Origin of the sequence: Algibacter sp. (genome assembly GCF_049667265.1) — a bacterium.
Lineage (GTDB): Bacteria > Bacteroidota > Bacteroidia > Flavobacteriales > Flavobacteriaceae > Algibacter_B.
Map to the genome: position 1 here is coordinate 1 of NZ_JBATHX010000426.1, position 16,442 is coordinate 16,442.

A 16,442-nucleotide genomic window follows, 5' to 3' on the forward strand; every position below is an offset into this window, starting at 1 on the left:
TAAACATGAACACTTCCATAAAACTGATTTTTTGTTTCTAAACTATACGTTTTTGCTTCTTCCATGTTTCTAAAAACACCAAATGGCGTAACTGGATTATACATACGCTTATATGCCGTAATCAAAAGGGATACTCCAATACTGTTAATTAGAAATGCCTCTGAAATTCGTAATTTCACTAATTCTAAATTATTCGCGATTAATTTTGCCGCTGCAATTGAAAAAGTTCCGCGTGCATCTCTTACATCAATTAAAAAAGGCATGGGCTCGCCATCACATAATTTTATAATAGCATCTATATATTGATTTGCCTTTTTATAATCTAGTTTAGAATTGGAATCCATATTATTAAATTTGCTATAAAGAATCCCTGAACCGTCTGTCCAAAACATAGCATTTTCATAAATAATAATTCCTTCATTTATAATTCCTTCACTCATATTTACTTTAATTAAAACGCGTTAAACTCTAAATACTTTTCATTACTGTATTGTACTGCATTATTTAAATTGGTGCTGATTTTAACGGGAATTACTCCATCATTTCCAATGTTAAGTAGCTTAAACAATAATTTTATATTTATCGATTTAACTAAAAATGATTTTGAAATAACATAGGATTTTAACTCGGAATTTCGAGAAATGAACCTGTATAAGCTACAAGCTTTTACATTACTTACTTGGGTTAAATCAATTAAAATGGGTTTACAATTACCGATTGTAAGTGCCGTAATAACTTCAATAAAAAGGTTTTCAATGTCATTATCCAGAATCCGATCGTCAAACTTTTCGTTAAAACTACAATGTATAATATGTTGGTCTAGCCAAAATTTTACATTATCAAATATCATTTCGTTTTTCATAACATTTCTATTACGAATTCTTATGACAATTCACATGCCATAAATATATTTCCTAAAAAATAATGTTTTAACTATGTGATAATAAGATTGTTATGTCTTTTTTAAAAAATAAAAACAGAACAAAGTACACACGGTATTCCGTGTGTACTTTGTTCTGTTTTTAAAAATAAACGGTATTCCGTTATTTTTTAGTGGGTTTCGAGATTCCCAACTTTGCCATTTTATCGCGTAAGGTACTTGGCTTTAAATCTAATAAATCTGAAGCACTTTTTGCTCCGCTAATTTTCCAATGACATTGTTCCAACACTTGAAGAATATGATTACGCTGTATAGTTTCAAAAGATAAATCTATACTTTTAATTGTCATTTTTGATTTTTGAATTTCAGATTCGAAACCTGGAATTAGAAGCGTTTCATTAGTAGATAAAATGGCAGCTCTTTCAATTAAATTTTCTAGTTCTCGAATATTACCTGGCCAATTATAGGATACCAGTTTACTCATAGAATCATCAGAAATAAATTTAATTCGTTTATCATAAGCCTTATTAAACTTATCTACAAAATGATCTACTAATAAAGGAATATCGTCTTTTCGTTTTCTAAGTGGTGGCACAACAATTGGAAATACATTAAGGCGAAAATACAAATCTTCTCTAAATTGTTTTTTTTCAATTTCTTCAAGAAGGTTCCTATTTGTAGCGGCAATAACCCTAACATCTAGTTTCTTTAATTCTGTTCCACCAACAACCTCAATTTCACCCTCTTGTAAAAACCTTAATATTTTAGGTTGCATATCTAAAGGCAACTCGCCAATTTCATCTAAAAACAAAGTTCCACCATTAGCCAATTCAAATTTTCCAATTTTAGAACTAAACGCCCCTGTAAAGGACCCTTTTTTATGTCCAAACAATTCACTTTCAATAAGCTCCCTTGGTATTGCAGAACAATTAACTTTTATTAATGGCTTGTTATTTCTATGGCTTGTATTATGAATGGCTCTTGCCAGCAATTCCTTTCCTGTACCAGATTCCCCTAATAAAAGTACGGTTGCCGTGGTGGGTGCTACTTTTTCAACTTCAGATAAAACATGGCTGAATTCTGCACTACCATAAACCATTTCCTCGTAGTTAAATACTAAATCTAGTTCATTTCTTAGGTAAACATTTTCTTGCTCTAACTGGTTTCGTAAATCCGTTAATTCGGCATTAGCTTTAACTAGTAATTCATTGGTTTTAACAATGCTATTTTCTGCTTTAGTTCTTTCTTTGCTTTCAACCACTAAAGACACAATACTAGCAATGGATGTTGCAAACTCCTGATCGTCTGCTTCCCATTTTCTCAATGGTGTTCCAACATGTTCGAAACAAATAATACCATAATACCCATCTGCACTATTAATAAACACATCCATTAGAGATGTAATATTATTTGGTTTTAAATATTTCTCTGAAAAAAGTTTTGTAATAGGATCATTTTGTGCATCTTTAATAAGAATCGTTTGGTTTTTGCTTAACGCATTAAAATAATTTGGATTATCCTCATGCTTTAAGACAGAACCCTTTTCAAAACCATTCTTTTCTAAAATAAATAACTTTTCACAATTAGCTTCACTCTTTGTTTCATTGAAGCTCCAAACACCAACTCTTCCAACATTTAATGTTTTTGCGGCTAAGGTTGTTATTTTTTTTAGTGATGATCCAAAATCTTTTCCAACTAGGTTAGCTAACTCAAGTATAACTTCTTTTTTAAGGTTAGATTTTTCAGCCTTTTTTATAAGAAGTTGTTTTGCTTTTTCCTCTTCGGATACATCCTTCATAGTTCCAAATAGAGCTATTACATCGCCTTTCCCATTTTTTATATTTCCAGTTGCAAATGATGCCAAAAATTTAGCGCCATTTTTTCTGATAAATTCAAACTTAAACACTAGATTTTTTCCTTCTGCTATTTTTTCATTGGCTTTTGAAATTTCCTCAAAATCTTCCATTTTTGCAAATGGATACGGTAAATCAAGTCCTATTAATTCATCTTTTGAATAGCCAAGAATTTCGCAAGTTGAATCATTTACCATTATAATTTTCCCTTCAAGGTTAACAATAATTAACCCTTCTTGCATGGACATAATGAGTTTGTCTGTAAACTCTTTTGCTAATTTTATCTCCAACTGGCTTTTCTTCCTTTCAGAAATATCTCTTGCTATACCTAGTAATCTTCCATCTTTTTGCAGTTTTGAAGATATTTCAACATCTAATAATGATTTGTCTTTTTTAATAAACTGTCTTTCAAAAATAAGAGATTCACCATTAAATAATTTTGCTGCATTATCTTTATCTTGTATTATGTCGCCAACAACTAAATCTTGCAATTTTAGTTTAGAAAACTCGCTTTTGGTGTAATCCAAAGCTTGATATGCAGCATCATTAAATTCATGAATGACACCATCCATGGTATAAATCATAATACCATCACTAGCATGGTCTATTAATGTTTTATAGGACTCATCTTTTTTTCTAATTTCTTCGGCAGCTCTAAATTTTTCGATGGCTATTTTCGCTAAGCTTACCGCAAAATTTAGCTCGGTAACCTCTTCTAAAGAAGGCGTACTAACAGCCTTACTATAAATTGCGACGGTTCCTAAAACGTTGTTACTTTTTGATATTATTGGTAGCGACCAACATGATTTTAAGTTGTGTTTTAGCGCTATGTCCCTAAAATCTACCCATAGTTCATCTGTGCTTATATCGGAAACAATTACCGGCTTCTTAATAAATGCTGCAGTACCACAAGAGCCTGCCTTAGCACTTACTACAACCTTTTTAACGGCTAAATTAAATTGCTCAGGCATGGATGGAGCAGTTGCTAAATTTAAATGCACGCCATCCTCATTTAACAGACTTATTGAACCAAAATAATTTGGATGAATAGCTTCAAAATTTAAAATTAACTTTTCAAAAATTTTATTTAATGGTGTGTTAACAGCTATTAAATCTAAAATTTCATTTTTATGTATTAATAGTTGTTCTGCTTTTTTACGTTCTATTACTTCATAGCCGAGATTTAAGCTTTTTTGCTCTAACTTATTTATTAGTCGTTCACTATAAAGTTTTAAAACTTCACCATCGGTAATATTTGTGTTTTCTAATTGAGTTTTCTTGGTTTTTTTACTGTTAAAAATTTTGCTTACTGTTTCAAGAACTTCGTCATGGTTTATTGGTTTTCTTAAAAAATTTTCTGCGCCTAATTTTAGAGCAAAATCTTCATCCAACTTTTCAGTATAGGTAGATGTGTAAAAAACAAACGGAATTTTTGCAAACAATGCTTCTTTTTTACATGCTTGACAAAATAAATAACCATCCATTATAGGCATTAAAATATCTGAAATAATTAAATCTACATGCTGGTTTTCATGAAGTTTCATTAGGCCTTCGCTCCCATTATTAGCCTCAATAATATTATAACCTGCTTCTTCAAGAATGACTCTTAGCAGGTATAAATTTTCAAAAGTATCATCTACTATTAAAATAGTTTTTTTAATCATTTTATTTTGCATTTACAATACTTTCCATTTGACTTACAAAAGTTTCAGGATTAATTGGTTTTTCTAAATACCCATCAGCGCCAGCCTCCATTGCTTTTTCTCTATCGCCTCCCATGGCATAAGATGTAACTGCAATAATTACAGTACTTTTAGGCAAACCATTATGACTTAATTTATTACATATTTCGTAACCATCCATATCTGGTAATTGAATATCAATTAAAATAATTTCTGGATGGTTTTCATGTGCCAATCTTAACCCTTCAATACCGTTATAGGCTTTAAGAATTTTATAATTATTTTGAGACAACAAATAGGAAAGCATATACATATTTTGCTCATTATCTTCAATTATTAAAATAGTTGCTTTCATGACATTAAATTTTATTATAAATTCCTTTAAAATTAATAAAAACAGAAATATTATTTAATCGATTTTTGTTATTTAAAATCTATTTAAGTTAAAGGCAAGGTGAAAATAAAATTACTTCCAACCCCTATTTCACTTTCTACTTTAATAGTACCTCCTAACTTCTCAATTAAATTTTTACTAATAGCCAAACCTAAACCTGTACCTTCATGAGGTCGGCTTATCCCGCCATCTAATTGAATAAATGGCTGAAATAATTTATTCATATCTTCTTCTCTTATTCCGGCGCCAGGATCAATTACCTGAGTAATAACAAAATGATCCTTTACATTAACTTTTACTGTTATAGTTCCTTGATTTGAAAACTTAATTGCGTTTGATAACAAATTTAGAAATACTTGTTCCACACGGCGCTCATCACTATTTATAGTAATTTCTGTTTCAGATATTTCTGATTTTATCAGAAGACCTTTTTTAGTAGCTTGAGGCAAAATGAAGGTGATCGTTTTTTCTAAGGTTTTTAAAAAATCAAATGGCATGCGCGATACTTTTAATTTCCCAGCTTCAATTTTAGAAATATCTAAAATATCGTTTATTAAACCTAATAAATGCTCGCTACTATTTTTAACCATGGATAGTTGCTTTTTCTGTTCGTCATTTAAAGGCCCAGCAAATTCCTTTAATAATATTCCTGTAAACCCTATAATAGAATTCATTGGTGTTCTTAACTCGTGCGACATGGTAGCCAAAAAGGCGGATTTCATTAAATCGGCCGATTGGGCTTTTACTTTTTCTTTTTCTAATTCAATAGATTGTGAATTTATATCCTCTAGAAGATTTAATAAAGCATTTTTACTATCATTGAGTTCTTCGGTTCTTAAATCCACCAACTTTTCCAAATTGGTTTTATAATTTAGTAATTCCTTTTCGTTATTAACTCTTTCCGTAATATCCTGTATTGTCCCAAAGATTGTTTTTGGCACTTTATTTTCATCATAATGTATTTCGCAGGTTTCATCAACATATTTAATGCGCTCATCATCAAATAATAAACGAAAAGTTATTTGATACGGTTTATTATTCTTTAAAGTGTCGGTGAAGGAATTATTTACAAAATCCCTATCATCTGGATGAATGGCATCAAGAAATGCTTGATGTGTGGGTTCAAAACTATTAGGATCTTTGTCTAATACTCTAAACGTTTCTTTGGACCACAACAATTTACCATTTTCGATTTCCCACTCCCAGTTGCCGAGACCTGCAATTTGTTGCGCGCGGTTTAAATTTTCCTCACTTCTTTCTATTTGCAATTTAGAGGTTTCATAAACTGACTTTAATTGCGATTCTTGATTTAATAATTTAATATTAATCAACCTATTTAACCGTGCTTTTTGTCCTGCAAAAAACCAAACACCCCAACCTCCTGCAATTGCTACCATAAATCCAAATAAGCCAAGCCATAGGGCAGGATTAATTTTGCTATGTGTGGGCACAACATACAGTTTCCATTCTCCAAAAGACATTTCTATGGGTACTGCAAATGCTTTATAATTGGACATATCACTATCTAGGAAAAAATCCTCTTCTCCTGTTTCGCTATTAACCCTTGATAGCTGATAAATAAAAGGACTATCTTTTGAAGTATTAATATTTAAATCATTAAAAAAAGTAGATAGTTTAGTTATAACTGCGGAAAATCCTGAAAACTTGTTGTCTATAAAAATAGGTTGTCTGCTAATCATTCCCACCCCACCTTGTTTAAGGTTAACAGGCCCTGCAATAAAAAAATCTTTACTTTTTATTGTGGCAAGTACACCACTAAGAGCCTCGTTACTTTTAAAAATATTAAAATTTATAACTTCATTATCTTTTAATGGATAAACATGAGTAATAAAACCATCTCTATCTACTAGCTCGACAACGTCGAAATATTTTTGTCGCTCCAACAAGTCATTGGCTATGTGATCAAAATCTTCTGGTATGCCGTAGTGCTCTACTATATAAGCTAGTGTTTTGGTTGCAGAATAGCTATACATTACTAACGATTGTAGCTTTTCCTTGATTAAACTTACCTCATTATCAATTTCTGATTGCTGCTTGTTTTTATTTAATTGATATTTCTGATGAGCAAAAAATTGCATAATAAATAGTAGCACAAAAAACATTGAGAAACCAGCCACCAATGGTTTTTTAAAGAAAAGATATATTGCACTACGCTTCATAATAAAACAAATTAAATGAATGCCATATTTTCACGCCTAATTTAATCATCATTTTTATTCTGAAGCTCTTTAATAATATTCTTAAGTTCTTTCATCTTTAGCTCTCTACCTACAAATAATTTATTCATACGTTCTAATTCATTATTTTTCGAATTAACCTCTGCAGTACGTTGTTCAACTAATTCTTCAAGTTTATTTCTATACTTATCTAATTCAGTTTCAACATTTTTCTTTTCTGTAATATCAATAATAGTGATCATAACATGGTCTTCATTATTTAGTTGAAGTGCTTGTAAAGCGAGTAATATAAACAGCTCCTTTCCATCATTCATGAGGTATTTTAATTCGATATTGGATACAAAACCCTTTTCACTAAACTCTCTCCAAATTATAGCTTCATTTTCCAAATTTGCTGGATCATCAAAATTGAATAACCCAATTTCTTCAGCCGTTTTCCCTAACATGTTTTCTCTTTTAAATCCTACAATGTTTGCCAAGGTGTCGTTTACTTCAATAATTCTTTTTTCTTTATTAAGTATCCCTTTTCCAATAACATTAGAATTAAAAGCTTTAGAATATTTTTCTATACTTTCTTTTATTACTATTTCGGATTTTTTACTTTCAGTTATATCTTTCACAAATGCCGCAACTACCGGTTGTTCATTTACCTGCATTGTAAAAGTGCTAACGTCTAAATCAATTAATTTCCCATTCTTTTTCTTGTGATTGGAATTAAACCTTGCGAATCCCTTACTCACCATTTCATTTATTCTTTCTTCTATTTCTGTTTGATTTAAGGCATCTTCAAGCTGATTTATATTCATTGTCAGCAACTCATCTTGGGTATAACCTATCATATTAACATAAGCAGGGTTTACATCCAAAATTTTTCCAGTAGTATCAGCTAATATAAATCCATCGAGTGAGGTTTCAATGATTCGTGTATTTCGATTTCCAAGTTGAAGAATTTCCTTTTCTGCTTTTTTGCGCTCTGTAATATCTCTAATTATTCCTATTAAAAACTTATTGCCTTCACTATCAATAAACCTTGTTTTTTTTGTGGCTATTATTTGGGTTTCTTTTCCTTCTATCGTAATACTTTCTTCATTTACATTCTCAATACCCGTTTCAAGAACTTGTTTGTCAATACTTAAAAAACTTTCCCTTTCACCCTGAGGAACTTTTTCAGCTAGTGTTTTTCCAGTTATATCGGCTTTGGTAAGCTGAAATATTTTACAAAATGCATCATTAACCAGTATGAGTTGACTTTGCTCATTTTTTACAAATACAGGATCACCTAAATTATTAATAATTTTATCGAGATACTCTTTACTTTCTATTGCTAGTTTTTCAGCATTTTTTTGTTCGGTAACATCTCTGATTACACCAATTAAAAACTTATTGCCGTTACTATCAATAAATCTTGTTTTTTTTGTTGAAATATATCGCGTTTCTCCGTCACTATTAGTAATGCTATCTTCATATATGTTCTCAACGCCTTCTGTAATTACTTGTTTATCAATTTTTGAATATCTTTCTCTTTCTTCTTGAGGAACATCCTCGGCAAAAATATTACCTATTATTTCTTCTTTTGTTCGGTTAAATAATTTCAAGAAAGCATCATTTGCTATAAGAAAATGGCTTGTAGCATCTTTTACAAATACTGGGTCACCAATATTATTTATAATATTATCAAGATAATTTTTAGTTGTTTTAATTTGTTCTTCAGCTTCTTTACGTTCCGAAATATCCACGGTCATTCCAATATAACCATACAAGTTATTATTCGAATCAAAGGTTTCCACGGCCTTAGTTGACATCGATTTAACGTTATTTTTTTTGTCCAGAAATCTAAATTCAATTTTAAATTCACCTCCTATTTCGGCATATTGTTGCCAAGCTTTTACAACTCTTTCTTTATCATCGGGATGAATGGCATTAGACCAACCAAAACCTAGTGCTTCATCAAACGACAGACCCGTATAATCAAGCCATTCTTCATTTACAAAATTAACCGAGCCTTCTTTATCTGTTTGAAAAATTCCTACTGGTGCATTAGAAGTTAACTCCCGAAACAACGATTCACTTTTTATTAATTTTTCTTTAGCTTGTTTACGCTGGGTAATATCAGTTGCCACAATGCCTATTGCCATAGGTTTATTCGAATTATCATCGCGTATTAAAAAGCCAGACATGTCTATTGGAATCCTATTCTGGGTTTTAAAATGCTTAAACGCCATTTCCCCTTTCCAAATATTTTTATTAAAAATTTCGCTTATTTGTTCATTTAAAATATCATCTTGGAATGCCTTTGGGAAAAAATCTTTTATTGAATCTGATAACGCTTCACTTTCACTTAATCCAACCAATTTCCTACCCTTTGAGTTTAAATAAAGTGGCTTACCTTCCAAAGTAGCTAGTCCTATAAAACTGTCGCTTGTTTCAATTAAAGACTGTAACATTTGGTTATTAATATCTGCTTTTTTCTTCTCTGTTATGTCGGTAAAATAAATGGTTAAACCCTTAGGAGATGGATAAACCCTGTTTTCAAACCACATATCTAAAGGCTCATAATAATCTTCAAAATTTAGCGTTTTTTGTGTTTCAAAAGCTTTATTGTATTCTTTATAAATAGGGAGATTTTTTCCTTCAGGAAATTCAGTCCAAATATGTTTTCCAATTAAACTTTCTGGTGTTCTACCAATAAACTCTGCTGCCTTTTCATTAAGATAAGTATAGCACCAATTGGCATCTAGAGCAACAAAACCATCTGAAATATTGCGGAGTGTAGATTCTAATTGAGATGTTAACTCAAGTTCAACCTGCTTTTTTTCCTGCTTTAGGGTTAAATACCTTTGTCTGTATTTAATAATTGACAAAATATCACGGTCTTGGTCTGCAATAAAATCTTCTGATTTTGTTTGATCCTTCTCGAAATATTTTAAATATAAAAAGAGTATTATTGAAAAAATAAATGCGGCAATAGATTTTCCAAAAAGGTGACTTATTAATGACGATTTAAATGTTGGAGTTCCAAAATATAAAAAGAAATTAAACACAAACGCATCAAAAATTAAAATGGTAAACAGCGATATAAATAGTACTAAAAAGAACGACAGCTTTTTAATTTTTGAAATAAAGTATTGGTATAGAATTATAAGTAATAAATAGTCCATTAATAGGATACCTGTTCCAATTAAAAAATATTTAAAATTTAGAACAAAATATGCATATGGATCGAAGGTTGCGTTATTGCCACCAGTATCTATTCCCTGTTGAAACGTAGTAATTTCAAACAACAAAGTCATTATAATATTTGATGTTATAATACCAATGATTAGCGCTCTGGCACTTGGCACGCCTGACTTAATATAAATTAATAATATGGCAAATAATACGGCACTAAATAAAATTATTGAGCCAGGATAAATCTCATACTCGCCAAATAAATGAAAACTAAATGACCCTCCTAAATTTGCTTGTAAATATTGCGTTGAACCTAAAAAAATATAAAGGGGTGCTAAACCTAATTTGTCTCTATATTTAAATAATATTAGAATACTAAACGTAACAAGAAAAAACTCAAGCAGAACAGTAATAAATAAGTTCATAAAATTTCTATTTAGTTAAATAATTAGGGCCTTAACCAAGTTTTAAATAACATCCTAACTTGTATTATTATTGACAAGTATTCTATTTCTTTAATTAAATGTTATAAGATACAATATTCTTACAAAATAATACGGTTTAAAAATTTCAACTCCAATTTAAAATTGAATTTTATTTGTTTCAATATTAATATTTAACCGCAGTAATAAACCATATAAAACAAAAAAGCATCCTGATTCTCTTTACAGAAAAAAAGGATTGCTTTAATGGTCCAAATTTTTTAAAATTTGAGTTTTATTTTAAAATAATTTCATGTAATAATCATCGGCCATTCTTTGTGTTGTAAATTCAGGAATCACATCATCCATAGCCTTAAAAACAATGTTCTGCCATTTATCTGGGTTATCATAAAATGTTGGAATCACTTTCTGTTCTAGAATATCATACAGGTTATTGGTATCTATTTGATCCTGATCCCAGGTTGGTAATTTATGATCTAAGGCGGGTAAAACGAAACAGTTTTTTTCGTCTTTTTCAAATTCTGGAATCCAACCATCATTAGTTGACACATTTACAGAACCATTCATGGCTGCCGTCATACCACTTGTACCTGAAGCTTCACGAGTAATACGCGGTGTGTTTAACCAAATATCCGATCCGCATTTTAGCTTCTTAGATAAATCAATTTCATAACCAACTAATACTGCAAGATTTGGCTCATTCTTAGCTTGATATACTAAATGATTAAACATATCAATAGAACTGTAATCAAAAGGATAAGGTTTTCCTGCCCAAATAATTTGAACTGGGTATTTATTATTTGAAATTAATTTTTTAAAACGATTAAAATCATGAAGCAGTAAATCTGCTCTTTTATAAGCTGCAAATCGTCTTGCCCACACAAAAGTGAGCACATTTGGGTCAAATTTCTTCTTAGTTTGTTTGTATACTTCGTCAAACAACTCCCTTTTTAATTCTGTTTTTCTTGATTTATAAGCCTTTACATCTTTTTTAGTCCAAGCCTTTTTAATATTTTCATCTTGCCAAAATTTTTGATTTTGAGCATTTGTAATTGGAATAATTTCACATATACCATCATAGTCTTTCCACATATCATTGGCAACAATAGCATGTAGTTTTGAAACTCCATTTGCCTTTCTCGCCATTCGCAATGCAGAAACGGTATAATTAATCATCCCTTCATTTACCATTTCTTTATGAAGCTCGTTATCCGAATAGTTTCTACCAAAAAACCCACATCTATTTAAATGCCTAGCATCTCGCTCTTCATTTCCCGCTTTTTCAGGTGTATGTGTTGTAAAAACCATTTGATCTTTTGTTACCCCTTGATCGCGCAAGTAATAAAAAGCAGGCAAGGCATGTCCTTCGTTTAAATGGTAAGTATCTGCACCGCCTAAAGCCTCCACAACTTTAGCGCCACCAATACCTAATACAATACTTTGAGACACCCTTGTTACGGGATTTTGATCGTACAAATGATTTGTAATCGTTCTTGTTAAATGGTCGTTACTGTCAATATCAGTACTTAAAAAGTACATGGGTACGGTTCCAAAAATTTCGGGCTTTAAAACATAAGCTCTAACTTTTACATGTGGATTATCGTGAAGCTTAATTTCAACTTCTATTCCTGTATCTTCTAAAAAGTCGAAATGTTTTTCATTAAATTCTGGTCTTAATGTTTGGTCTTCATTTCTTGCTTGGTCGTAGTATCCATACTTCCAAAGCATACCAACACCTATCATATTCTGTTTTAATTCAAAACCAGAACGCATGTGCGAACCTGCTAAAAAACCAAGACCACCAGAGTAAATATTAAAAGCCTGATCTATACCAAACTCCATACTAAAATATGCGACTTTCTTTTTATACTTTTTTGCTGGTTTATAAGGGTGATACCATTTACTATATATATTTTCCATAAAAATGTTTTTAAAAAATTAAACGTTAAATATAAACAAAATGAATGTTTTATTATCTATTATACATGAAGTAAATACTAATTTATAATGCCTATAAATTTACTAGATTTTAATATTTTATGACCTAAGTCAGCAAATAAAACAAAATGCTTTTTTTTACTTATTAAAGCTGAAACGAAAAGGTAAGATGTCTCTAAAACAAAAAAGCATCCCGATTTTCTATGAAGAAAAAAGGAAAGCGTTGCATGGGTTCAACAACAAAAACAACCTGTAATTAAATTGGGTTAACACAACATATTTAATTCTCTAAAAATCTAAATATTAAGGACATACGTTACTTTATTTTATTTCTATATCCTCTGCTTTAATTAATTTTCACTACCTTATAGTTCACTTCCCTAATAACTTTCTCAAATTAATTTGTTGAAACCTTGGCATATATAAGGTTTTAAAACAAAATGCATCCCCACTGCATTGCTTTACATTGATTAATATTTCAAGTTAATAATATTATTAATTAATCTAAAACCAACCAATTATGAAAAAACAAACAATTTATTTAATGTTACTCGCGGTACTTTTTGTAGCCGTGTCATGTAGTAAAGACGAACCAATTGAAAGTGTAGAGCAAACTATTTTGCCTGATGAAATTCTTAAATCTGAAGTAATTAATGCTTATGCTTTTAATAAAATTAATGCTTTTGATTTTATTAAATCACAACCTTTAAACAGTACACTTAATAAAAAAAGTGGCGATAAAGATGCAAAGCCATTCTGGACTTCTGTGTATTCAAATTTTTTCAATGAACAAGGTTATGTTACTTCTCAAATTTTTATTGAAGGAACACCCTTATTAATGATATGGGATTATCCAATAAATGGTGAAGACAGAATCCATGTTATGGGTGATTATGGTAAGCACGTTTGGAACATTAAACAACCAAAAGTTTTTATTGTTGATTTTTCAACTGGAGTTGGATTGGTAAAATATTCTAACTGGTGTGAAGAAAATAGAACTGGTTTTTTTAAACAGAGCATAAGTGGGTTAATTGACAAAATCGATTTGGATGGAGATGGTGAAATAGATATATGGCCAATAGATTCTTTTCACCCTGAAAGCAATGGATTTGGTCATATAAAAACAACTTTAACTGATGCACAAAATAGCCTACCTAATGAATATCCAGTTCAAGGAGAAAATTGTAGAGAGTCAACTACTGAAATAAATTTTGACGTGAAGGGTTTCATTAAGAATGGTGTAATTACACTCAAAGTTGTACTTGGAGAAGAAAAATATGAATTTATAATTTAATTTAACAAACAATAAATAATTCCACCCGAGTGATTTTCATTCGGGTTTTTTTATTATAAACCCTGATATATAAACTCAAACAGCCTTAAAACAAAAAAGCATCCCGATTTTCTTCACAGAAAAAAGGAAAGCTTTCCATTGGAATACCAAATTGCTTTGGTATAACTACATCACGCTTTTGGCGTGATCAACACAACATCGTTATAATTACCAAAAAAAGCCCTAATTTCTCAGAGCTTTCTTTTGCAATTTTTTGCGGTCTGGACGGGACTCGAACCCGCGACCTTCGCCGTGACAGGGCGACATTCTAACCAACTGAACTACCAGACCGTTGCATTATTGCGGTGCAAATATACACGCCTTTTTTTATATCTCAAATCTTTTTTCTATTTTTTATAGAAAATTTTCATCAAGAAAATTTTTGGCGCTCTATCATGTAGGTTGTGAGGATGTTATTAAAATTTTTATTGATATCAGCCTCCACATATTTTATTTTGTACTGTGCGCATTTTAACCGTAAGGCTTCAAAATAGTCAGCAACCGATTTATTATAACTCTCCTTTATTGAATCTGCATACAAGTTGATATACTCGCCAGTTTCAACATCAATAAAACGTTTTGGTTTATTATCAAATTCGAAATTCAGTTCTTTCTTTTTATCAAAGACATGAAACAAAATAACTTCATGTTTATTGTATTTTAAATGACGTAAGGCCTCAAATAACTTCGCCTCATCTTCCGATGTTTGAAACATATCAGTAAACAGAAAAATCATAGAACGCCTATGAATTTTCTCTGCAATTTCATGTAAATACTTATAGGTTTCCGTTTGCTTGCTTAAAGGTTTTGAAATAACGGCCTCACTCAAATGATTTAATAACATTTGATGATGACGTTCGCTTCCCTTCTCTGGCGCATAGTAATCGTAATTATCACTATAAATACTTAAACCAACCGCATCACGTTGCTTTTTTAAAATTTGCATTAAAGCAGCTGCTGCCAATGCCGAAAACCCAATTTTGTTTAAGTTATCAATCGAAAACGAATCTAATTTCGGGTAATGCATGGAACTACTATTATCCAAAATAATATGACACCGCAAATTGGTTTCATCATCATAGCGTTTTGTATACAGTTTATCTGTTTTGGCAAACAGTTTCCAATCGATATGACGCGTGCTTTCTCCTTGATTATAAATTTTATGTTCCGCAAACTCAGCAGAAAACCCATGAAACGGACTTTTATGCATCCCAGCAATAAAACCCTCAACTACTTGTTTTGCAAGTAACTCAAGATTTTTAAAACCTTCTGCTTTATTTAGTTCGCTCTGTAAATTCATTTTTTTTAGATGCTAGACTGCTTTGCTACCAGAATCAAGAACCAAGACCAATAACCTCATTAAAATTTGTCTTTTTTCTCTTTTCTATGGTTCTTTTTCTAGATAATTCCATCAACAATTCCATAAGCCACAGATTCCTGAGCACCCATCCAATGGTCGCGGTTAAAATCTTTCATTACTTTTTCAAAAGTTTGTCCGCAGTTATCAGCTAATATTTGCGCACTTAACTCTTTAGTAATTATTATTTCTTTTGCTGTAATTTCAATATCACTAGCTTGTCCGCGAGCACCTCCACTTGGTTGGTGAATCATAACACGTGCGTGGGTTTGAATAAAACGTTTCCCTTTTGCACCAGCCGATAAAATCAACGACCCCATAGACGCCGCAAATCCTGTACAAACTGTAGACACCTGACTATTTAACGATTTTATACAATCGTAAATAGCAAAACCAGAAGTTACATAACCACCCGGACTGTTAATATAAAGTGTAATATCGTAGGTTCCTAAAGCGTCTAAATACATTAAGCGATCTACCACATGTTTTGCCGAATCATCATCAACCTGACCCCATAAAAACACTTTGCGTTGTTCTATTAATTTGCTATCAATAGCATCTTGAATTTTTTTATATTCACTCATATTATTTTAAAATTTTCGGTGGTTTAATTATTTTATAAGTTAAAAGGTTCAGTAACCGTTTCAACTTTCATATTTTAATTTTCATCTAAAATAAAAAAAGGTTCACCATTACGGCAAACCTTTTTAATATTCTTTTTATTTAATGACTATAAAAGTCCGTCAATAGCTTCTGTATAAGCATTTTTAGGTGCTACACCAACTTGACGACCAACTACCTCACCGTTTTGAAAAACCAAAACCGTTGGTATGTTACGCACACCATATTTAGCAGCAAATTCTTGGTTAGCATCAACATCAACCTTACCTACAACCGCTTTACCTTCATACTCCTCGCTAATTTGCTCAATGATTGGTCCAACCATTCTACACGGTCCACACCAAGCAGCCCAAAAATCAACCAAAACTGGTTTATCACTTTTTAATACCGTTTCTTCAAACGTTGCATCTGTAATCTCTAATGCCATAATATTTATATTTAATATGTTCTTAATTCATTTTAACAACACAAATTTAGTCAAAAAAAACTCGAAAACTTACAATCCAACAATTTGTTTTGCCTATGATGTTATTAGCTAGCTTTATCTTAATTTTTTGGGCGCAACCACAAGGGTC

At 31.1% G+C, this 16,442-nt stretch carries 11 protein-coding genes and 1 tRNA gene; 1 reads left to right on the plus strand and 11 read right to left on the minus strand.

Annotated features, from left to right (window positions below):
• From WBN21_RS14840 to glgP, 7 genes are all read right to left on the minus strand, one after another.
• The coding region (locus tag WBN21_RS14840; RefSeq protein WP_424201629.1) for a hypothetical protein at nucleotides 1-440 on the minus strand (440 nt) is incomplete at its 3' end.
• An 11-nt stretch (nucleotides 441-451) separates the two neighbouring features.
• Nucleotides 452-862: a hypothetical protein gene (locus WBN21_RS14845; RefSeq protein WP_424201631.1), complete on the minus strand. Its 411-nt coding sequence runs from the start codon at nucleotides 860-862 to the stop codon at nucleotides 452-454.
• 181 nt (nucleotides 863-1,043) lie between these two features.
• Nucleotides 1,044-4,397, minus strand: a complete 3,354-nt coding sequence (locus tag WBN21_RS14850) for a sigma 54-interacting transcriptional regulator (RefSeq protein ID WP_424201633.1) — start codon at nucleotides 4,395-4,397, stop codon at nucleotides 1,044-1,046.
• Between the two features lies 1 nt (nucleotide 4,398).
• The gene (locus WBN21_RS14855) at nucleotides 4,399-4,770 is read right to left on the minus strand and encodes a response regulator (RefSeq protein ID WP_424201635.1); all 372 of its coding nucleotides are present in this window, start codon (nucleotides 4,768-4,770) and stop codon (nucleotides 4,399-4,401) included.
• Between the two features lie 83 nt (nucleotides 4,771-4,853).
• Complete coding sequence (locus tag WBN21_RS14860) at nucleotides 4,854-6,989, minus strand: ATP-binding protein (protein ID WP_424201637.1); 2,136 nt, start codon at nucleotides 6,987-6,989, stop codon at nucleotides 4,854-4,856.
• A 41-nt stretch (nucleotides 6,990-7,030) separates the two neighbouring features.
• Nucleotides 7,031-10,600, minus strand: a complete 3,570-nt coding sequence (locus tag WBN21_RS14865; protein WP_424201639.1) for a PAS domain S-box protein — start codon at nucleotides 10,598-10,600, stop codon at nucleotides 7,031-7,033.
• Nucleotides 10,601-10,897: 297 nt separating this feature from the next.
• Nucleotides 10,898-12,538, minus strand: coding sequence for an alpha-glucan family phosphorylase (gene glgP / locus WBN21_RS14870; RefSeq protein ID WP_424201641.1), 1,641 nt, complete (start codon nucleotides 12,536-12,538; stop codon nucleotides 10,898-10,900).
• A 538-nt stretch (nucleotides 12,539-13,076) separates the two neighbouring features.
• Between glgP and WBN21_RS14875 the strand changes: the two genes are divergently transcribed.
• Nucleotides 13,077-13,850: a hypothetical protein gene (locus tag WBN21_RS14875; protein ID WP_424201643.1), complete on the plus strand. Its 774-nt coding sequence runs from the start codon at nucleotides 13,077-13,079 to the stop codon at nucleotides 13,848-13,850.
• A gap of 256 nt (nucleotides 13,851-14,106) precedes the next feature.
• Here the strand turns inward: WBN21_RS14875 and WBN21_RS14880 are convergent.
• The 4 genes from WBN21_RS14880 to trxA form a co-directional block, all read right to left on the minus strand.
• A tRNA-Asp gene (locus WBN21_RS14880) sits at nucleotides 14,107-14,180 on the minus strand.
• 79 nt (nucleotides 14,181-14,259) lie between these two features.
• Complete coding sequence (locus WBN21_RS14885) at nucleotides 14,260-15,189, minus strand: DUF58 domain-containing protein (RefSeq protein WP_424201645.1); 930 nt, start codon at nucleotides 15,187-15,189, stop codon at nucleotides 14,260-14,262.
• Nucleotides 15,190-15,287: 98 nt separating this feature from the next.
• On the minus strand, nucleotides 15,288-15,830 hold the full coding sequence (locus tag WBN21_RS14890) for a ClpP family protease (RefSeq protein ID WP_424201647.1): 543 nt from the start codon (nucleotides 15,828-15,830) through the stop codon (nucleotides 15,288-15,290).
• 146 nt (nucleotides 15,831-15,976) lie between these two features.
• Nucleotides 15,977-16,294 carry a thioredoxin gene (gene trxA, locus WBN21_RS14895; protein ID WP_424197962.1) on the minus strand — a complete coding sequence of 106 codons (318 nt, stop codon included), beginning with the start codon at nucleotides 16,292-16,294 and terminating at the stop codon, nucleotides 15,977-15,979.
• Nucleotides 16,295-16,442 lie beyond the last annotated feature (148 nt).